At 60.6% G+C, this 20,118-nt stretch carries 18 protein-coding genes and 1 riboswitch; of the genes, 7 read left to right on the top strand and 11 right to left on the bottom strand.

Features of this window, described 5'->3' with window-relative positions; translation table 11 throughout:
• Positions 1–863: 863 nt before the first annotated feature.
• From fba to tkt, 6 genes are all read right to left on the bottom strand, one after another.
• Positions 864–1,928 carry a class II fructose-bisphosphate aldolase gene (gene fba / locus AC27VU_RS08545; RefSeq protein WP_003229012.1) on the bottom strand — a complete coding sequence of 355 codons (1,065 nt, stop codon included), beginning with the start codon at positions 1,926–1,928 and terminating at the stop codon, positions 864–866.
• Between the two features lie 252 nt (positions 1,929–2,180).
• Positions 2,181–2,513: an MliC family protein gene (locus AC27VU_RS08540; protein ID WP_064589596.1), complete on the bottom strand. Its 333-nt coding sequence runs from the start codon at positions 2,511–2,513 to the stop codon at positions 2,181–2,183.
• A 57-nt stretch (positions 2,514–2,570) separates the two neighbouring features.
• Positions 2,571–2,792 carry a hypothetical protein gene (locus AC27VU_RS08535; protein ID WP_003229014.1) on the bottom strand — a complete coding sequence of 74 codons (222 nt, stop codon included), beginning with the start codon at positions 2,790–2,792 and terminating at the stop codon, positions 2,571–2,573.
• Positions 2,793–2,826: 34 nt separating this feature from the next.
• A complete protein-coding gene (locus AC27VU_RS08530) occupies positions 2,827–3,990 on the bottom strand; it encodes a phosphoglycerate kinase (protein WP_003229015.1) in 1,164 nt (387 codons plus the stop codon).
• Positions 3,991–4,016: 26 nt separating this feature from the next.
• Positions 4,017–5,075 carry an erythrose-4-phosphate dehydrogenase gene (gene epd / locus AC27VU_RS08525; RefSeq protein WP_103485200.1) on the bottom strand — a complete coding sequence of 353 codons (1,059 nt, stop codon included), beginning with the start codon at positions 5,073–5,075 and terminating at the stop codon, positions 4,017–4,019.
• A 180-nt stretch (positions 5,076–5,255) separates the two neighbouring features.
• On the bottom strand, positions 5,256–7,253 hold the full coding sequence (gene tkt / locus AC27VU_RS08520) for a transketolase (RefSeq protein WP_226500925.1): 1,998 nt from the start codon (positions 7,251–7,253) through the stop codon (positions 5,256–5,258).
• Positions 7,254–7,511: 258 nt separating this feature from the next.
• Here tkt and AC27VU_RS08515 point away from each other — a divergent pair, with 258 nt between their 5' ends.
• From AC27VU_RS08515 to AC27VU_RS08500, 4 genes are all read left to right on the top strand, one after another.
• Positions 7,512–8,507: an ArsR/SmtB family transcription factor gene (locus tag AC27VU_RS08515; RefSeq protein ID WP_003229023.1), complete on the top strand. Its 996-nt coding sequence runs from the start codon at positions 7,512–7,514 to the stop codon at positions 8,505–8,507.
• Between the two features lie 18 nt (positions 8,508–8,525).
• The gene (gene metK, locus AC27VU_RS08510) at positions 8,526–9,716 is read left to right on the top strand and encodes a methionine adenosyltransferase (RefSeq protein WP_003229025.1); all 1,191 of its coding nucleotides are present in this window, start codon (positions 8,526–8,528) and stop codon (positions 9,714–9,716) included.
• A gap of 243 nt (positions 9,717–9,959) precedes the next feature.
• Positions 9,960–11,636: an NAD-dependent DNA ligase LigB gene (gene ligB / locus AC27VU_RS08505; protein WP_488723867.1), complete on the top strand. Its 1,677-nt coding sequence runs from the start codon at positions 9,960–9,962 to the stop codon at positions 11,634–11,636.
• A 95-nt stretch (positions 11,637–11,731) separates the two neighbouring features.
• Positions 11,732–12,127: a DUF1090 domain-containing protein gene (locus tag AC27VU_RS08500; RefSeq protein ID WP_003229029.1), complete on the top strand. Its 396-nt coding sequence runs from the start codon at positions 11,732–11,734 to the stop codon at positions 12,125–12,127.
• Positions 12,128–12,308: 181 nt separating this feature from the next.
• Here the strand turns inward: AC27VU_RS08500 and AC27VU_RS08495 are convergent, their stop codons facing one another.
• Positions 12,309–12,758 (bottom strand): c-type cytochrome, encoded by a 450-nt coding sequence (locus AC27VU_RS08495; protein ID WP_003229030.1) that lies wholly within the window; start codon positions 12,756–12,758, stop codon positions 12,309–12,311.
• Between the two features lie 128 nt (positions 12,759–12,886).
• On the opposite strand from AC27VU_RS08495, the gene mltA reads away from it, so the two are divergent.
• The gene (gene mltA / locus AC27VU_RS08490) at positions 12,887–14,071 is read left to right on the top strand and encodes a murein transglycosylase A (protein WP_003229032.1); all 1,185 of its coding nucleotides are present in this window, start codon (positions 12,887–12,889) and stop codon (positions 14,069–14,071) included.
• 140 nt (positions 14,072–14,211) lie between these two features.
• On the opposite strand, the gene AC27VU_RS08485 is transcribed toward mltA, so the two are convergent.
• Complete coding sequence (locus AC27VU_RS08485) at positions 14,212–14,595, bottom strand: MAPEG family protein (RefSeq protein WP_488723866.1); 384 nt, start codon at positions 14,593–14,595, stop codon at positions 14,212–14,214.
• Between the two features lie 39 nt (positions 14,596–14,634).
• Complete coding sequence (locus AC27VU_RS08480; RefSeq protein WP_262142456.1) at positions 14,635–15,468, bottom strand: EamA family transporter; 834 nt, start codon at positions 15,466–15,468, stop codon at positions 14,635–14,637.
• A 155-nt stretch (positions 15,469–15,623) separates the two neighbouring features.
• Here AC27VU_RS08480 and AC27VU_RS08475 point away from each other — a divergent pair, with 155 nt between their 5' ends.
• A complete protein-coding gene (locus AC27VU_RS08475) occupies positions 15,624–16,889 on the top strand; it encodes a cation:proton antiporter (RefSeq protein ID WP_064589608.1) in 1,266 nt (421 codons plus the stop codon).
• On the opposite strand, the gene AC27VU_RS08470 is transcribed toward AC27VU_RS08475, so the two are convergent.
• The gene (locus AC27VU_RS08470; protein ID WP_488723865.1) at positions 16,890–17,789 is read right to left on the bottom strand and encodes a formate/nitrite transporter family protein; all 900 of its coding nucleotides are present in this window, start codon (positions 17,787–17,789) and stop codon (positions 16,890–16,892) included.
• A 174-nt stretch (positions 17,790–17,963) separates the two neighbouring features.
• Positions 17,964–18,371 (bottom strand): acyl-CoA thioesterase, encoded by a 408-nt coding sequence (locus AC27VU_RS08465; RefSeq protein WP_003229043.1) that lies wholly within the window; start codon positions 18,369–18,371, stop codon positions 17,964–17,966.
• A 196-nt stretch (positions 18,372–18,567) separates the two neighbouring features.
• Positions 18,568–18,666: riboswitch (S-adenosyl-L-homocysteine riboswitch) on the top strand.
• Between the two features lie 23 nt (positions 18,667–18,689).
• On the opposite strand from AC27VU_RS08465, the gene ahcY reads away from it, so the two are divergent.
• Complete coding sequence (ahcY, locus tag AC27VU_RS08460) at positions 18,690–20,099, top strand: adenosylhomocysteinase (RefSeq protein ID WP_003229045.1); 1,410 nt, start codon at positions 18,690–18,692, stop codon at positions 20,097–20,099.
• The last annotated feature ends 19 nt before the right edge of the window (positions 20,100–20,118 follow it).

Genomic DNA, 20,118 nt, shown 5'->3' with positions numbered 1-20,118 from the left:
TAACGACCATTTTTACCGGCAGCCGTTAATTTGTTTACATTGGAAAATTCCACACAAAAAACCGCCTCTCGGTGCCGGCAGCAGTTAACCCACGTATAAAATATCCCGTATACGTTACATTCAAAGACAAATGTTGCGTTAATAGAACATTGATCAAATCTTGGTTACCAGTCGACTAGGCACCCAGATTCGCGAAAACCGCCTGAGCCGCGGTCTGACGCAAGCACATCTTGCCGAACCCGCGAGCCTGACTCGCCGCAAGTCATTGCCGTAGGAAAAGGCCCCTTTCCGTCGGGATGATTGCCTATGCCCGGGCAAGCAGCTCATGTGGCTATTGCCATTGAGCAATCAGCAGTACCGTTTTCCAGACCTGTGGATAGATGGATTACGCAAAAAATCATCGACCATAAAAACCCGCCTCTCGGCGGGTTTCTCACATGGACAGCTATTGCCTCAATACTTCACGAAGTAAAAAGAATTCACATGTCTGTGGATTCTAATGTCAGAGGGCTTACTCCGGTTGCTTAGGGAGTGTGACAGGAGCTGGCCCCTTGGAGTTTTTGAAGTTTTCCGTTTTTGGCTCAACTGGCAGGGTAACCGGGGCCGGGCCTTTGGGTTTAACGTCCTTAATAGTCATTGCTGTGTACTCCATTACGAGGTGGAGCCTTATCTTGTGAGTATCGCTTGAGGCTGCCTACTGTCAGATCTGACAGTCATTGAGATCTATTGGAAATAAGCAAAACTCAGTTAGATCAATTTATCAGGCACTCCTCATGAACAGTGTCGCTACACGAAGAAATCACCACCCATAAAAAAACCCGCCTCTCGGCGGGTTTTTTATCAGCGCAGCTCAACGTTCAGGCTTAGTTCACCTTGGCGTTCAACTCACCCTTCAGATAACGCTGGAACATCGCTTCCAGCGAGATCGGCTTGATCTTCGAAGCATTACCGGCAGTGCCGAACGCTTCATAACGAGCGATACACACGTCACGCATCGCCGTCACGGTCGCGCCGAAGAATTTGCGTGGGTCGAATTCGCTCGGGTTGGTGGCCATCAGGCGACGCATGGCGCCGGTGGATGCCAGTCGCAGGTCGGTGTCGATGTTGACCTTGCGCACGCCGTACTTGATGCCTTCGACGATTTCTTCAACCGGTACGCCGTAGGTTTCTTTGATGTCGCCGCCGTACTGGTTGATGATCGCCAGCCACTCTTGCGGAACCGAAGAGGAACCGTGCATCACCAGGTGGGTGTTCGGGATGCGTTTGTGGATTTCCTTGATGCGGTCGATCGCCAGCACGTCGCCGGTAGGTGGCTTGGTGAACTTGTAGGCGCCGTGGCTGGTGCCGATGGCGATGGCCAGGGCATCGACCTGAGTCTTCTTGACGAAGTCAGCGGCTTCTTCCGGGTCGGTCAGCATCTGGCTGTGATCCAGAACGCCTTCAGCGCCGATGCCGTCTTCTTCACCGGCCATGCCGGTTTCCAGCGAACCCAGGCAGCCCAACTCGCCTTCAACCGAAACGCCGCAGGCGTGAGCCATGGCCACGGTCTGCTGGGTCACGCGGACGTTGTACTCGTAGTCGGTCGGGGTCTTGCCGTCTTCGCCGAGGGAGCCGTCCATCATCACCGAGCTGAAGCCCAGTTGAATCGAGCGCTGGCAGACGTCAGGGCTGGTGCCGTGGTCCTGGTGCATGCACACCGGGATGTGCGGGAATTCTTCGATCGCGGCCAGGATCAGGTGACGCAGGAATGGCGCGCCGGCATATTTGCGAGCGCCGGCCGAAGCCTGGACGATCACCGGGGAGTCAGTCTTGTCAGCGGCTTCCATGATGGCGCGCATCTGCTCAAGGTTGTTGACGTTGAAGGCTGGAACGCCGTAGCCGAACTCGGCTGCGTGGTCCAGCATCTGGCGCATGCTGATAAGTGCCATTGTGTGTGTCTCTCCCGGTTGAGGGTCGTTAATCGTGCCAGCCTGCCGGAGCGGCGGCGGCTATTCAAGTGATTGCAGATCGGGGGTCGAAGCCCGGTCTGGTGATTCGATAAAGCAAATTCTCAAGAACTACACAGAGCCCTTGCAGGAGTGAGCCTGCTCGCGATAGCAATCCTGCAGCCAGTACTGCAGCGACTGTCATACCGCTATCGCGAGCAGGCTCACTCCTACAATGGGCCTGCGGTGTGTCAATTACTGCGCCTTGCAGCCGCGACCGATCAGGTCATTGGTGGCGACCCAGTACACCAGGCCTTCATCACCCTTGACGTGAAACGCCAGCATGCCGTCGCTGTACAGCACGCCCGAGGCGCCCGGTTCTTCTTTCAGGCGATAGACCTGATCGCCGCCGCCCAGTCGAACATCGACTTCCTTCTGGCTGGCATCGGTGTAGCGCCACAGCACTTTGGCCTGGCTGTCGCAGGTCCATGTCGTCCAGTTGTCAGCAGGGGCGGACGACTGAAACAGATTCATCTGCGCGCAACCGCCCAACAATGCCAACGCCGCAATGGCGATCAAGCCTTTCATCCGTGTTCCTCGACTGACGGCGCACGCCGCCAGCCCTGAGTTAAAGAGTCAGACCGGTCAAGGACAACCATGTTCCTTGGCCGGGGTTTGCGTCTCGTACTTGTCCAGGCCGTCCGGCCCCGAGCGCTTGTTCAGCACCGGGTTGGTTTCGGCCTGCCAGTCGGCCTGGTAGCAGCCTTTCTGCACCGCATCCGGCGCAGGTGTCGCCTCGGCCTTAGGGTTACTCCCGCAGGCCGCCAATGTACCGGTCAGCAACAACAGCACTAACGACTTGACCATGTAACCACTCCTTTGCCTGGCCAAACGGGCGGCCTCAGGCCTTGGCCCGGCTTTCCAGAACTTCAACGGCCGGCAGCACCTTGCCTTCGACGAATTCGAGGAACGCGCCACCACCGGTGGAAATGTAGGAGATTTGCTCAGCCACGCCATATTTATCGATGGCCGCCAGGGTGTCGCCACCGCCGGCAATGGAGAACGCCGCGCTGTCAGCGATGGCCTGGGCCAGCACTTTGGTGCCGTTGCCGAACTGGTCGAATTCGAACACGCCGACCGGGCCGTTCCACAGGATGGTTTTCGACGATTTCAGCAGTTCGGCGAAGTTGGCGGCGGTCTGCGGGCCAATGTCCAGAATCATGTCGTCAGCAGCCACGTCAGCGATCAGCTTGACGGTGGCTTCGGCGCTTTCCGCGAATTCCTTGGCGACGACCACGTCCACCGGCAGGGGCACGCTGACCTTGGCGGCGATGGCGCGTGCGGTGTCCAGCAGGTCCGGCTCGTACAGCGACTTGCCGACCGGGTGACCGGCAGCAGCCAGGAAGGTGTTGGCGATGCCGCCACCGACGATCAGTTGATCGCAGATCTGGCTCAGACTGTTGAGTACGTCAAGTTTGGTCGACACCTTGGAGCCGGCAACAATCGCAGCCATTGGCTTGGCCGGCGCGCCCAGCGCCTTGCCCAGTGCGTCCAGCTCAGCGGCCAGCAGCGGGCCGGCAGCGGCGACTTTGGCGAACTTGGCCACGCCGTGGGTCGAACCCTCGGCGCGGTGCGCGGTACCGAAGGCGTCCATCACGAACACGTCGCACAGGGCGGCGTATTGCTGGGCCAGGTCGTCGGCGTTCTTTTTCTCGCCCTTGTTGAAGCGTACGTTTTCGAACAGCACGATGTCGCCGGCCTTGACGTCAACGCCGCCCAAGTAATCGGCCACCAGCGGCACTTCGCGACCCAGGGCCTTGCTCAGGTAGTCGGCGACTGGCTTGAGGCTGTTCTCGGCGGAGAACTCGCCTTCGGTCGGACGGCCCAGGTGCGAACACACCATCACCGCCGCGCCTTTTTCCAGGGCCAGCTTGATGGTCGGCAGCGAAGCCAGGATACGCGCATCGCTGGTGACAACACCGTCCTTAACTGGGACGTTGAGGTCTTCGCGGATCAATACGCGCTTACCTTGCAGATCGAGGTCGGACATCTTCAACACGGTCATGGGTCGCACTTCCTGAGTAGCTGTTCTTAGAGAGCAGGTTTTTTTGAAATCGCTGTTTGCAGATAGTGTTCTGCAACGTCCAGCATTCGGTTGGCAAAACCCCATTCGTTGTCGAACCAGGCCAGGATGTTCACCAGCTTCGGGCCGGAAACACGGGTCTGACTGGCATCGACGATGGCCGAATGTGGGTCATGGTTGAAATCACAGCTGGCATGCGGCAACTCGGTGTAGGCCAGCAGACCTTTGAGCGGGCCATTGGTGGCGGCCTCGCGCAGGATCCGGTTGACCTCGTTCGCGTCGGTCGCGGTGGCGGTCTGCATCGTGATGTCGAGGCAGGACACGTTGACCGTCGGCACGCGTACGGCTTTGGCCTGAATTCGCCCGGCAAGTTCCGGCAGCAGGCGCTCGATGCCACGCGCCAGACCAGTGGACACCGGGATCACCGACTGGAACGCCGAACGGGTGCGGCGCAGGTCTTCGTGGTGATAGGCGTCGATCACCGGCTGATCGTTCATTGCCGAGTGAATCGTGGTGATCGACACGTAATCCAGGCCAATCGCCTTGTCCAGCAGACGCAACAGCGGCACGCCGCAGTTGGTGGTGCAGGAGGCGTTGGACACCAGCAGTTCGGCGCCGGTCAGGCAATCCTGATTGACGCCGTAGACGATGGTGGCGTCGACATCCGCCTCGCTGGCCATCGGCTGCGAGAACAGCACGCGTGGCGCGCCGGCGTCGAGGAAACGCTGGCCGTCTTCACGGGTGTGATAGGCGCCAGAGCACTCCAGCACCAGATCGACGCCAAGAGCGGCCCAATCGATGCCTTCGGGGGTGGCACTGCGCAAGACCTTCACGCAGTCGCCATTAATATGCAGACAATCGCCTTCTACTCGCACTTCGCCGGGAAAGCGGCCGTGGGTGGAGTCGAAGCGTGTCAGGTACTCGATGCTGGCCATGTCCGCCAGATCGTTGATCGCGACAATTTCAAACCCTGCCTTCGCCCCTCGCTCAAACAATGCACGCAAGACGCAACGACCAATCCGGCCGTAGCCGTTGAGTGCAACTTTGTAGGGACGCGGTTGAGGCATGGGGTTCTCGATTACCGTTTGAATCGGTTATTGCAGTGGTGTCTGAACCACCGATTTCGCGAGCAAGCCCGCTCCCACACTGGATCAGGGTTGTGAACACTGCTTGTGTCACACAACAAATCCCCCTGTGGGAGCGGGCTTGCTCGCGAAGGCGTCAGTCCAGACGACGCGACTTCTGGATCAGTCTTCCAGCAGTTCTTCAGCCTGACCCAGGATGTTTTCCAGGGTGAAGCCGAACTCTTCGAACAGTGCCGAAGCCGGAGCCGATTCGCCGTAGGTGGTCATGCCGATCACGCGACCTTCCAGACCCACATACTTGAACCAGAAGTCGGCGTGAGCCGCTTCGATCGCAATACGTGCGCTGACCTGCAGCGGCAGAACCGATTGCTTGTAGCCAGCGTCCTGAGCGTCGAACACGCTGGTGCAAGGCATGGAAACCACACGCACCTTGCGGCCCTGCTCGGTCAGTTTGTCGTAGGCCTGAACGGCCAGGCCGACTTCCGAACCGGTGGAAATCAGGATCAGCTCAGGCTCGCCTGCGCAGTCCTTCAACACGTAGCCACCGCGGCTGATGTCGGCGATCTGGCCGGCATCGCGTTCCTGGTGCTGCAGGTTCTGACGCGAGAAGATCAGCGCCGAAGGGCCGTCCTTACGCTCCAGCGCGTTTTTCCAGGCCACGGCCGATTCAACGGCGTCGGCTGGACGCCAGGTGTCGAGGTTCGGCGTGGTGCGCAGGCTGGTCAGTTGCTCGATCGGCTGGTGCGTCGGGCCGTCTTCGCCCAGACCGATGGAGTCGTGGGTGTAGACGTGAATCACACGCTTCTTCATCAGCGCCGACATGCGCACTGCGTTGCGCGCATATTCCATGAACATCAGGAAGGTCGCGCCGTAAGGCACCAGGCCGCCGTGCAGGGACACGCCGTTCATGATCGCGGTCATGCCGAACTCGCGCACGCCGTAGTACATGTAGTTGCCGCTGGCGTCTTCAGCGCTGACACCTTTGCAACCTTTCCACAGGGTCAGGTTGGAACCGGCCAGGTCAGCCGAACCGCCGAGCAGTTCCGGCAGCAGCGGGCCGAACGCGTTCAGGGTGTTCTGGCTGGCTTTACGGCTGGCGATGGTTTCGCCCTTGGCAGCCACTTCAGCGATGTAAGCCGAGGCTTTTTCAGCGAAGTCAGCCGGCAGTTCGCCGCTCAAACGACGGATCAGCTCGTTGGCTTCGGTCGGGAACGCCGCGGAGTAAGCAGCGAAACGCTGATCCCACTCGGCTTCGGCAGCGCGACCTTTTTCCTTGGCATCCCACTCGGCATAGATGTCGGCCGGGATTTCGAACGGGCCGTAGTTCCAGTTCAGCGCCTTGCGGGTCAGGGCGATTTCGGCGTCGCCCAGTGGCGCGCCGTGGCAATCTTCCTTGCCCTGCTTGTTCGGCGAACCGAAACCGATGGTGGTCTTGCAGCAGATCAGGGTCGGCAGCGGGCTCTTGCGCGCGGTCTCGATGGCGGTCTTGATCTCTTCCGGATCGTGGCCGTCGACGTTGCGGATCACCTGCCAGTTGTAGGCTTCGAAACGCTTCGGGGTGTCGTCAGTGAACCAGCCCTCGACTTCGCCGTCGATGGAGATGCCGTTGTCATCGTAGAAGGCGATCAGCTTGCCCAGGCCCAGGGTACCGGCCAGGGAAGCGACTTCGTGGGAAATGCCTTCCATCATGCAGCCATCACCCAGGAACACGTAGGTGTGGTGATCCACGATGTCGTGGCCAGGACGGTTGAACTGCGCGGCCAGCACTTTTTCTGCCAGGGCAAAGCCCACGGCGTTGGCCAGACCCTGACCCAGCGGGCCGGTGGTGGTCTCGACGCCCGGGGTGTAGCCGAATTCCGGGTGACCCGGGGTGCGGCTGTGCAGTTGACGGAACTGCTTGAGGTCATCGATCGACAGGTCGTAACCGGTCAGGTGCAGCAGCGAGTAGATCAACATCGAGCCGTGGCCGTTGGACAGCACGAAGCGGTCACGGTCGGCGAACGATGGGTTGCTCGGGTTGTGCTTGAGGTAGTCGCGCCAAAGTACTTCGGCGATATCTGCCATACCCATGGGGGCACCGGGATGGCCGCTGTTGGCTTTTTGCACGGCATCCATGCTGAGGGCACGAATGGCGTTGGCACGCTCACGACGGCTAGGCATCGCTGATCTCCTGGGTGTGAATAATTGAAACGGAAAAAAGGAGGGCATTTTCCCTCACCGGAGCGCCTCGGGGCAATGACAGATAGTCATACGGAGGCGTTTTTCCCATGGTTAACAGTGGATTCGCCTGGTGAAACCTTTCCGCTGTTCGTTTGTAGAGTTAACCAGCCAGTGAGAAGTGCCATCTATCGTGCAATATCAAAACTTTTTGATATTGCCCTTGCGGCGATTTCCCGCCGTCACTAGACTGCTGGCCCTATGAACTTACGCGTGCCTTCCATTCGCCATGACGACTGCGACGAGCTGGCGGCCCTGTGCAAGGCCGGTGGCGACCCGCTGCGCCTGAATGTATTGCGCGCGCTGGCCAACGATTCGTTCGGTGTACTGGAGCTGGCGCAGATTTTCGGTATCGGTCAGTCCGGCATGAGCCATCACCTGAAGGTGCTGGCCCAGGCCGATCTGGTGGCAACGCGCCGCGAAGGCAACGCGATTTTCTATCGTCGCGCCCTGCCTCACACCGAATTGCTGGGCGGTAAACTGCACGCAGCGTTGTTAGAAGAAGTCGACAACCTGGCGCTGCCAGAGGACGTGCAAGCGCGTATCGCCCAGGTTCACGGGCAACGTGAAGCGGCCAGCCAGGAATTTTTCGCTCGGGTCGCAGAGAAATTTCGCGCCCAGCAAGACTTGATCGCAGGCCTGCCGCAGTACCGCGACAGCGTGCTGGCCCTGCTCGATAAACTGAACTTCAATGGTGCTGCCACGGCCATTGAAGTCGGCCCCGGCGATGGTGCTTTTCTGCCGGAACTGGCCCGTCGCTTCGGTACCGTAACCGCGCTGGACAACAGCCCGGCGATGCTCGAACTGGCGCGTCAGGTATGTGAACGTGAACGGCTGGCTAACGTCAGCCTGCAATTGGCCGATGCATTGAATGGCTCCAGCCTTCAGGCCGATTGCGTGGTACTGAACATGGTGTTGCACCATTTCGCCGCGCCGGCCGAAGCGCTCAAGCACATGGCCGGCCTGCTGCAACCGGGCGGTAGCCTGCTCGTGACAGAGTTATGTAGCCACAACCAGAGTTGGGCCAGGGAGGCCTGCGGTGATCTGTGGTTGGGGTTTGAACAGGACGATTTGGCCCGTTGGGCCACCGCTGCGGGACTCGTTCCCGGGGACAGCCTCTATGTAGGCTTACGTAATGGTTTCCAGATCCAGGTTCGCCACTTTCAGCGACCGGCTGGCGACACTCACCATCGGTAAATTCAGGAAAACATCGAGATGAGCGAATACTCCCTCTTCACCTCCGAGTCCGTGTCCGAAGGGCATCCGGACAAAATCGCCGACCAGATTTCCGATGCGGTGCTGGACGCCATTATCGCCCAGGACAAACACGCACGCGTTGCCGTGGAAACCCTGGTCAAGACCGGCGTAGCCATCGTCGCCGGTGAAGTGACCACCAGCGCCTGGGTCGACCTGGAGCAGATCGTTCGTGACGTGATCTGCGACATCGGCTACACCAGCTCCGAAGTCGGCTTCGACGGCGCGACCTGCGGCGTGATGAACATCATCGGCAAGCAGTCCCCAGACATCAACCAGGGTGTTGACCGTGCCAAGCCTGAAGATCAGGGCGCCGGCGACCAGGGCCTGATGTTCGGCTACGCCAGCAACGAGACCGACGTTTTGATGCCGGCTCCGATCACCTTCTCGCACCAACTGGTGCAGCGTCAGGCCGAAGCCCGCAAATCGGGTCTGCTGCCGTGGCTGCGTCCGGACGCCAAGTCGCAAGTGACCTGCCGTTACGAAGGCGGCAAGGTGGTCGGTATCGACGCCGTTGTACTGTCGACCCAGCACAACCCTGAAGTGTCGTACAAAGACCTGCGCGAAGGCGTGATGGAGCTGATCGTCAAGCACGTACTGCCTGCCGAACTGCTGAGCAAGGACACCCAGTTCCACATCAACCCGACCGGCCAGTTCATCATTGGCGGCCCGGTAGGTGACTGCGGTCTGACCGGTCGCAAGATCATCGTCGACAGCTACGGCGGCATGGCCCGTCACGGCGGTGGCGCGTTCTCCGGTAAAGATCCATCGAAGGTTGACCGTTCGGCTGCCTACGCTGGCCGTTACGTGGCCAAGAACATCGTCGCTGCCGGCCTGGCCGAGCGTTGCGAGATCCAGGTGTCCTACGCCATCGGTGTCGCTCAACCGACTTCGATCTCGCTGAACACCTTCGGTACCGGCAAGATCAGCGATGACAAGATCATCAAACTGGTGCGTGAAGTGTTCGACCTGCGTCCATACGCGATCACCACCATGCTCGATCTGCTGCACCCGATGTACCAGGAAACTGCAGCCTACGGCCACTTCGGCCGTGCTCCGCAGACCAAGACGGTTGGCGAAGACACCTTCACCACCTTCACCTGGGAAAAAACCGACCGCGCCGACGCTCTGCGTTCTGCCGCTGGTCTGTAAGCCCTCCCCGGCTGCACAAAAAGCCCCGCACGGTTCGCGCCGTGCGGGGCTATTTCATGCTTGCCAAGATCAAAAGATCGCAGCCTTCGGCAGCTCCTACAGAATGCATTCCCATGTAGGAGCTGCCGAAGGCTGCGATCTTTTGACTTTAATGCTGCGCAACACCCCGCAAAACACCCAGGCTACCCGACCCGCAATCCTCACCTAGCCTTCAAGCATTGCCCCTGAGCAAGGACGCTCAAAATGCTTGTCACGCTGCGCCTGCTTTCAACGCTTCTACTGAGCTTCACCCCTCTGATCGCTTACGCAGCCTGCCCGGACTGGTCAGCCAGCAAGGCGCAAACTGAAGTCTCGGCCCTGCAAAAGCAGATCGATCAATGGGACGACGCCTACCACCGCGAAGGCCGCTCGCTGATTGCCGACGAGCTCTACGATCAATCGCGCTTGCGACTCAACGAATGGCGCCAGTGCTTCGCGCGGCACTCGGCGCCCGCCCCTTTGCGCACAGCAGCAGGCTCCGTCGCGCACCCGGTCGCCCACACTGGCCTGGACAAGATTCACGAGGCATCGGCCATTGAAACCTGGCTGCGGGATCGAAAGGATGTCTGGGTACAACCCAAAGTGGATGGCGTTGCCGTGACGCTGATCTATAGCGGTGGCGTCTTGCGGCAGGCGATCAGTCGCGGCGACGGAGTCAACGGTCATGATTGGACTCCTTCCGCGCAGAAGATCAGCGCCATTCCCCAACGCTTGACACGCCCGGTGGATCTGCTGGTCCAGGGCGAACTCTATTGGCGCCTGGACAAGCATATTCAGGCCAGTTCCGGCAGCGTCAACGCCCGTGCGACCGTTGCCGGCCTGATGGCGCGCAAAACCTTGAGTACCGAACAAGCGGCCGGGGTCGGCCTGTTCGTCTGGGACTGGCCGCAAGGGCCGATCGAACTGCCGGATCGAATTTCCATGCTGGCGACATTGGGCTTCGCCACGACCGCACCTTACAGCCAGCCGATAAGCCATTTCGCCGAGGCTCAGACATGGCGCGAACACTGGTATCGCTCACCCCTGCCGTTCGCCACGGACGGGATCGTTCTGCGCCAAAGCCAGAGGCCTCCCGCCGAACGCTGGCAGGCGCGCTCGCCCTATTGGGCCATCGCCTGGAAATATCCGTTCGCCCAGGCCTTGGCGCAGGTGCGCAAAGTCAATTTCAAAGTCGGTCGCACCGGGCGTATCACCCCCATTTTGGAACTGAAGCCCGTTGCCCTCGATGACCGTCAGATCAAACGTGTCAGCGTCAGCTCGCTGAAGCGCTGGCAGGAACTGGACATCCGCCCCGGCGATCAGGTTGCCATCAGCCTGGCCGGACTGACCATTCCGCGACTCGACAGTGTGGTGCTGCGCAGTGTCGAACGCGTCGATCTGGAGATCCCCGACGCCCGCGACTTTCATGCCCTGAGCTGCTGGCAACCGACGCCGGAATGCAAAAGCCAGTTTCTCGCTCGACTGACCTGGCTCAGTGGCAAACAAGGACTGGCGCTGCAGAATGTCGGTCGCGGCACCTGGGAGAAACTTCTGGAAACAGGCCGCCTGAACAACCTGCTGGATTGGTTGACCCTTGATGAGCCAGAGCTTGCTAACATTGCCGGCTTCGGCGAGCGCAGCAGCGCACGCCTGATCAACAGCTTTCACAGCGCCCGGCAACGGCCGTTCGCCCAGTGGCTCAAAGCGTTGGGCATGCCGCCGACAGGTCAGGCCCGACTGGCCGACTCGTGGCAGGCGCTGGCGCAACGCGACACCGAACAATGGCAGGCACAAGCCGGAATCGGCCCGGGCCGCGCGGCGCAATTGAGCGCATTCTTCCGCGACCCGCAGGTGCTGGCCCTGAGTGAAACATTACGCGCCGCCGGAATCGACGGTTTCTGATCACGCAATCCCCCGGCAGCCGGGAACCCAAGGGCCGTCAGACGCTCAAACAGCGCAGTGCCCCCGACCCGATTGCCTTTGCACATGGAGCTTTTATGAAATTTCTTGCACCGCTCGCCTTGCTGACTCTCTGTGGCGTCCTGGCCGCGCCTGTGATGGCCGACGAAGATGCACCGGGCCTGACCGGTTGCGCCGCCAAGAAGCAGGGCATCATCAATCAGCTCGAACAGGCCAAGTCCCGGGGCAACACCGATCAGCAGGCCGGCCTGCAAACCGCCCTGGATGAAGTGACCAAGAACTGCACCGACGCCGGCCTGAAGAAAGAACGCGAGAACAAGGTGCTGGAAGCCAAGCACGAAGTGAGCAAGCGCCAGGCCGATCTCGACAAGGCCATGAAGAAAGGCGATCCGGAGAAGATCGACAAGCGCAAGAACAAGCTCGCCGAGTCGCGCAAAGAACTGCAGGACGCGCTGGACCAGATCGACAAGTAACCCGTATTGAAGGCGATGTCCTGTGGCGAGGGAGCTTGCTCCCGCTCGGCGGCGCAGCCGTCGTAATAAACCCATTCAATCGAGTTGAGTCTGTTACAGCGCGATTGAATGGGGTTGGGGCCGCTTCGCGGCCCAGCGGGAGCAAGCTCCCTCGCCACAGGTTTCCAGCAGTCTCAGACAATCAATGATCCCGAAACTCTTTATGGCAAGCGCTGCAGGCATCTTCAACCTTCTGCACTGCCGGCCCGAGGTTACTGGCCTTGTACGGCTGAACCTTGCTGGCGGTCACCAGCTCACCGGTGGCGGCCTCAAGGTTGCGGGCCAGTTCCTGAAAGCGTGCCTGACGCGACCAGACATCGTCCTTGGCGCTGGTGTGATCTTCTTCACGCACCTGCGGGAAATGCTTCCACGGCTCATGGGACAGCGCGTCGAGCTTCACTGCACCCTCGGTGAATTTCGGCCCGTCGAACGGAATGCGTCCGCGCAACATGCCGCCCAGGTCTTCGCCGGTCTTGAGCATCTGCTTGAAGATCGCTTTGCGTTGCCCCAGCGGAGAATTCGGATCGACACCGCCACAGGCGGACAAGGTCAGACAGGCCAGCAATACAACAGAAATTCTTTTAAGAGTCATGGTGGCTTCAAGTCACGGAATTCGGCGGCCAGTATCCTCGCGTCGCCGACAAACACCAATAGCCCTATTAAAAATACGGGTTGCCCGAGCGCATGGAGCACTTGGGCAACCGGCACAGGAATCACTCCATGAACAGCCGTTTCAAGGCCTGGCGTCACCCACTGATCGCAACCCTGCCGCTGCTGGCAATCCTTGCCGGCTGTACGGGCGGCGACAATGCCAAACCGAAAACCCACGCCTTGGCCACTTATTCCAGCACCACCTGGGAAGCCCTGCCGGCGGTATCCGACAGCGATCTGGTGGCCGGTTTCGGCTCGTGGCGCAGCGCCTGCACCCGACTCAAGGCCGACCCGGTCTGGGGCGGCACCTGCGCCGCAGCGGCCAACGTGCCGCCGAGCGCCAACGAGATCCGCGCGTTCCTCAAGCAGAACCTCGATGTGTTCGGCCTGCGCGCCGAGCATGACAACCCCAACGGTCTGATCACCGGTTACTACGAACCGGTCTACCCCGGCAGCCTGACGCCCACCGACGTAGCCAACGTGCCGGTGTATGGCGTGCCGGAAGACATGATCATCGTCTCGCTGGACAGTATTTATCCGGAACTCAAGGGCAAGCGCTTGCGCGGCCGCCTTGAAGGTCGGGTGCTCAAGCCTTACGACGACGCGGCGACCATTGAATCCAAAGGCGTAAAAGCGCCGGTGGTGGCGTACCTCACCGACCCGATGAACCTGCAGTTTTTGCAGATCCAGGGCTCGGGGCGGATTCAGACACCGGATGGCAAGCAACTGCGCATCGCCTACGCCGACCAGAACGGCCACCCGTACCGACCGATCGGCCGCTGGCTGGTGGAACAGGGCGAGTTGAAGAAAGAAGACGTGACCATGAGCGCGATCAGCAACTGGGCCAAGGCCAACCCGTCGCGCATCCCGGAACTGCTGGGCAGCAACCCGAGCTACGTGTTCTTCACCCGTAACCCGGACAGCAACGAAGGTCCGCGCGGTTCGCTCAATGTGCCGCTGACCGCCGGCTACAGCGCAGCGGTGGATCGCAAGGTGATTCCGCTGGGCAGCCTGCTGTGGCTGTCGACCACCCGCCCGGATGGCACGGCGCTGGTGCGCCCGGTCGCGGCGCAGGACACTGGCGGCGCGATTGCCGGCGAGGTGCGCGCGGACCTGTTCTGGGGCACGGGCGACGCGGCCGGGCAGTTAGCCGGGGACATGAAGCAGCAGGGACAGATCTGGATGCTCTGGCCTAAAGGTGCGGCGTTGCCGCAAGTGCCGCAAGTCGCCGATACGGTGAAGGACAAACCTTAAGCGCCTCGGCGCCTGATCTATCGCCTTCGCGGGCAAGCCCGCTCCCACAGGGTTCTTTGGTGTACACAGGATTTGTGCTCGCCATTGATACCTGTGGGAGCGGGCTTGCTCGCGAAGAGGCCAGCAGCAACACCCGAGATTCAGACAGACACAAAGAAGAACGCAGCAATCAGCCCCATCCCGACAAACCACACCAGCGATCGCAGAATCGCCCAGTCCGCCAGGTAGCAGATGATGTACAGCAGGCGACTGGTGATGAACATCACCGCCAGCACATTCACCGTCACCAACTGCGCCGTGCCCATCAGATGCGCAACGATCACCGCTGCCGCAAACGCCGGCATCACCTCGAAACTGTTCAACTGCGCCGCATGCGCCCGTCGGGCCACGCCGTTCAGACTTTCGAGAAAGTCCCGGGGATCATGGTTGTCCTGAAGCCTGAAACCGCCGCTGGCCTTGGCCACGATCGTGCACACATACGGCAGGAAAATCGCGATCAATACGCACCACAGAGCCACCGTCATAAAGCCGTCCTTCTTCGAGTGATAGAGAATTGCGGGCGGTCAGAACTTCATCACCAGCATGCCGATCAGCACCAGCCCACAGGCTAAGAGCCGCGGTCTGCCGAAAGGTTCTTTCAGGTAACGCATGCCGAACAGCACCACCAGAATCACGCTGATCTCGCGCAACGCCGCCGCTTCGGCAATCGAGCCCAACTGCATCGCCCACAGCACCAGAGCGTAGCTGAACAACACGCAGAACCCGACCGCGAGGCCCAGCTTCCACTGCTCGCGCCAGAACACCAGAAATGCCGGGCGTTTCGCCACCCACGCCAGCAACGGAAACGGCCAGGCGCTGAGCAACGTGACCCAGACCAGGTAATCCAGTGGATGCGACCAGCGCCGCAAGGCCTGGCCATCGATGTAGGTGTAGCAGCCGATGCACAGCCCGATCAGCGCCACCACCGGCAGCATTGACCACGGCAAATGCTTCCCGCCGCCGCCCTGCCAGAGCAGACAGGCCATGCCCAGCGGAATCAGCATGATCCCGAAGATCTGCTGCGCGGTAAGCACTTCGCCGGCGAAGATCAGGGTCAACGCCAGCACCACCAGCGGCGACAAGCCGCGCATCAGCGGATAGACCAACCCAAGGTCGCCGACCCGATAGGCTTGAATCAGCAAATAGCGATACAGCAACTCGAACGCTGCCGAAGCCAGAATCCACGGCCAGATGTCCGCCGGCGGCAGGCTGATGAATGGAAATGCGAGGGCGACAAACAGCAGCGCCACCGTGTCCATGCACGCCACCACCAGCAGCCGCTCGGCGCTGAACTTGATCAGGGTATTCCACGTCGCATGCAACAGCGCCGCCATCAACACCAGAACTGTCGCCAGCACGTTCCACTCCTTGATTTTATTGTTGACCCTACACCAATGTGCGCGGCCGACCAACCGAGGGGACACAGTTGTGTCCCCACCCCGAATCAGCCCATCCAACCTTTGCGCCGAAGAATCGGGGCGCTGTCTTTCCACCCCCATCCAAAGGAGCCCGGATGCTTGAACTCGTAGCCGCATTCATCTGCCTCACCACCCTTCTCACCTTCGTCAACTACCGCTTCATCGGCCTGCCGCCGACCATCGGCGTGATGGTCACCGCGCTGATGTTCTCCCTGTTGCTGCAAGGCCTGAGCCTGCTCGGCTATCCCGGCCTCGAAGAACGCGTGCAGCAACTGATCGGCCAGATCGACTTCGGCGATCTGCTGATGAACTGGATGCTGTCGTTTCTGCTGTTCGCCGGCGCCCTGCACGTCAACCTCAACGACCTGCGCAGCTATCGCTGGCCGATCGGCCTGCTGGCCACGTTCGGCGTGCTGATTGCGACCGTCGTGATCGGTAGCCTCGCCTATTACATTTTTGCCCTGTTCGGCTGGCACGTGAGCTTCCTCTACTGCCTGTTGTTCGGCGCGCTGATTTCGCCGACCGATCCGATTGCGGTGCTCGGCGTACTGCGCACCGCCAACGCTTCGAAGCCGCTGAAAACCACCATCGTCGGCGAGTCGCTGTTCAACGACGGCACGGCGGTGGTGGTGTTCACCGTGCTGCTGGGTATCGCCCAATTGGGTGAAACGCCGACGATCAGCGCCACCGCCATGCTGTTCGTGCACGAAGCCATTGGCGGCGTGCTGTTCGGCGGGCTGATCGGTTATGGGGTGTACCGGATGATCAAGAGCGTCCAGCAGCATCAGATCACCGTGATGCTGACCCTCGCGCTGGTGATCGGCGGTTCGGCGATGGCCACCGAGCTGCACGTCTCGGCGCCGATTGCGATGGTGGTCGCCGGTCTGATCATCGGTAACCTGGGGCGCAACCTGGCGATGAACGACATGACCCGCAAGTACCTCGACGGCTTCTGGGAGCTGCTCGATGACATGCTCAACGCCCTGCTGTTCGCGCTGATCGGCATGGAGCTGTTGCTGCTGCCGTTCAACTGGGCGCACGTGGCGGCGGCCAGTCTGCTGGCGTTGGCGATTCTGCTGTCGCGCCTGCTTACCGTGGCCCCGGCCATCGTTCTGCTGCGCCGTTGGCGCACGGTGCCGCGCGGCACCATCCGTATCCTGACCTGGGGCGGTTTGCGCGGTGGTGTCTCGGTGGCACTGGCGCTGGCCCTGCCGCTGGGCCCGGAGCGCGATCTGCTGCTGAGCATCACCTACATCGTGGTGCTGTCGTCGATCCTGTTGCAGGGTCTGACCATCGGCAAACTGGTCAAGCACGCCACCCGTGACGAGCCGGCCACAGCGGCCGAGCCCGCGCACCACTGATCATTTTCTGATCTGCTGCGGGTCAGGCTTTTCGGCCTGATCCGCAGACCCTTTGCCTGTTTCTTTCGGCGCGCCGCTCTCGCTGCGGATCTGCGCATGGCTGATCAGGGCGAAGATGAAACTGCCGCCGATGATGTTCCCCGCCAGCGTCGGCCCGGCAAACACCATCCAGAAATCACTCCACGGCAGCTCGCCGGCAAACACCAGATACGACACTTCCGCCGAACCGACCACGATGTGGGTGAAGTCGCCCAGCGCCATCAGGTAGGTGATGAGGATGATGATCCACATCTTCGCGCTCTCCATGGACGGGATCATCCAGACCATGGTGGCGATCATCCAGCCGGAAACGATGCCTTTGGCGAACATCTGACTGGCGTGGTTCTCCATGACCTTGCGGCCGATTTCAAGGAAGGCGTGATCGGTCTTGGCGTCGAAGATCGGCAGCTCGAGCATCACGTACGCCACCAGAATCGTCCCGCACAAATTGCCGAACAGGACCACGCCCCACAGGCGGATCAGCCGGCCGAAATTGGCCAGGGTCGGTTTGCTCATCACCGGGAGGACGGCGGTCAGGGTGTTTTCGGTGAACAGTTGCTGGCGGGCGAGGATCACCGCGAGGAAACCCGCGCAGTAGCCGAAACTGGCGATCACCTTGAATTCATCGCCTTCGGGCAGACGCGAATTGAGCAGGCCCATGCCCATCAGCGACAGGCCCATGGTCAGCCCTGCCGCCAACGCCGACCACCACAACGCGGCGATGCTGCGCTCCAGTTCCTGGTCGCCCTGGGTGCGGATGATTTCATGCAGAACCGCCGCGCGGGGCGGCTGGTTTTTCTCGACTTCGTGTTGTTCATCGGTCGAGAGGTTGGGGGTCTTGCCGTCTGTAGGCATGGTCATGGCGTGGGAACCGGGTGGGGGGCTTTTAGCTACGACCCCGACGGTTCATGGCTGTTCAGTGGCCAGATGATTCTTCGCTGACTGAACAACCGCATTCGCGAGCAGGCTCGCTCCCACAGGTACAACGCAATCCATGTGGGAGCGAGCCTGCTCGCGATGAAGCCACCGCCAATGTCACTTGGTAACGAGCTCATCTTCCTTGAACTGGTCTTTGACGTACTTGATCTCGGTCCGTCCGTGCGGGGCTGGCAAACCATCTTCGCCGAGGTTGACGAACACCATCTTCTCGACCGTGAGGATGCTCTTGCGGGTGATCTTGTTACGCACTTCGCAGGTCAGGGTGATCGAGGTGCGGCCGAACTCGGTGGCGGTGATGCCCAGCTCGATGATGTCGCCCTGGCGCGAGGCGCTGACGAAGTTGATCTCGGAAATGTACTTGGTCACCACGCGCTGATTGCCCAACTGGACGATGGCGTAGATCGCCGCTTCTTCGTCGATCCAGCGCAGCAGGCTGCCGCCGAACAGGGTGCCATTGGGGTTGAGGTCTTCGGGTTTTACCCATTTGCGGGTGTGGAAATTCATGTTCACTCCTGAGCGTTTGCCGAAAGATGGCGCCATCTTGGCAGACCGGACGGTCATGCTCCATGAGCCTTCTACTATGGTCACTATTAGCGATCTTCATTTGGCCGACAGAAACCCTTTGGAAGATCAGTCTAGACGGCTATAATCGCCCCCGTTTCAAAACGGTAACGTTCACCTGCTACCGTTTTCCCGCCACCTGTCCGAGGGGCGCTGCAGCAGGATCAACCTGTCAGGCTCGGATGGGGCGTTGACTGGCCACGGCCGGACACTAAACGCACAACGGCGCCCATTCGCATACATTACGAATGGAGGCTCTTCATGAGCGCTGTTATCACGCCTGCAGATTTTAACGATTACAAAGTTGCCGATATGTCCCTGGCCGCCTGGGGCCGTCGCGAAACCATCATCGCCGAATCGGAAATGCCGGCCCTGATGGGTCTGCGCCGCAAGTACGCCTCCGAGCAGCCGCTCAAGGGCGCGAAAATCCTCGGCTGCATCCACATGACCATTCAGACTGCCGTGCTGATCGAAACCCTGGTTGCCCTGGGTGCCGAAGTACGCTGGTCGTCCTGCAACATTTTCTCGACTCAAGATCAGGCCGCTGCGTCCATCGCTGCCGCCGGCATCCCGGTTTTCGCCTGGAAAGGCGAGACTGAAGAAGAGTACGAGTGGTGCCTGGAGCAGACCATCCTGAAGGATGGCCAGCCATGGGACGCCAACATGATCCTCGACGACGGCGGCGACCTGACTCAACTGCTGCACGACAAGTACCCACAGGTGCTGGACCGCGTTCACGGCGTGACCGAAGAAACCACCACCGGCGTTCACCGCCTGCTGGACATGCTGGCCAAGGGCGAGCTGAAGATCCCGGCGATCAACGTCAACGACTCGGTGACCAAGTCCAAGAACGACAACAAGTACGGCTGCCGTCACAGCCTGAACGACGCGATCAAGCGCGGCACCGACCACCTGCTGTCCGGCAAGCAAGCGCTGGTCATCGGTTACGGTGACGTGGGCAAGGGTTCGGCCCAGTCCCTGCGTCAGGAAGGCATGATCGTCAAGGTTTCCGAAGTTGACCCGATCTGCGCCATGCAGGCCTGCATGGACGGTTTCGAACTGGTTTCGCCGTTCATCGACGGTATCAACGACGGCACCGAAGCAAGCATCGACAAAGCGCTGCTGGGCAAGATCGACCTGATCGTGACCACCACCGGTAACGTCAATGTTTGCGACGCGAACATGCTCAAAGCCCTGAAGAAGCGCGCCGTTGTCTGCAACATCGGTCACTTCGACAACGAAATCGACACCGCTTTCATGCGCAAGAACTGGGCGTGGGAAGAAGTGAAGCCACAGGTCCACAAGATCCACCGTACCGGCCCGGGCGCTTTCGACGCACAGAACGACGACTACCTGATCCTGCTGGCCGAAGGCCGTCTGGTGAACCTGGGCAACGCCACCGGCCACCCGAGCCGCATCATGGACGGTTCGTTCGCCAACCAGGTACTGGCGCAGATCTTCCTGTTCGGCCAGAAGTACGCCGACCTGTCGCCAGCCGAGAAAGCCAAGCGTCTGACCGTTGAAGTACTGCCGAAGAAACTCGACGAAGAAGTGGCCCTGGAAATGGTTCGCGGCTTCGGCGGCGTGGTTACTCAACTGACCAAGCAACAGGCTGACTACATCGGCGTCACCGTCGAAGGCCCGTTCAAGCCGCACGCTTACCGCTACTGATTGACGCGGCGGCCTGCTC

The organism is Pseudomonas sp. 14P5.3.2 (genome assembly GCF_057799175.1).
This window is presented reverse-complemented; position numbering and strand designations above follow the sequence as displayed.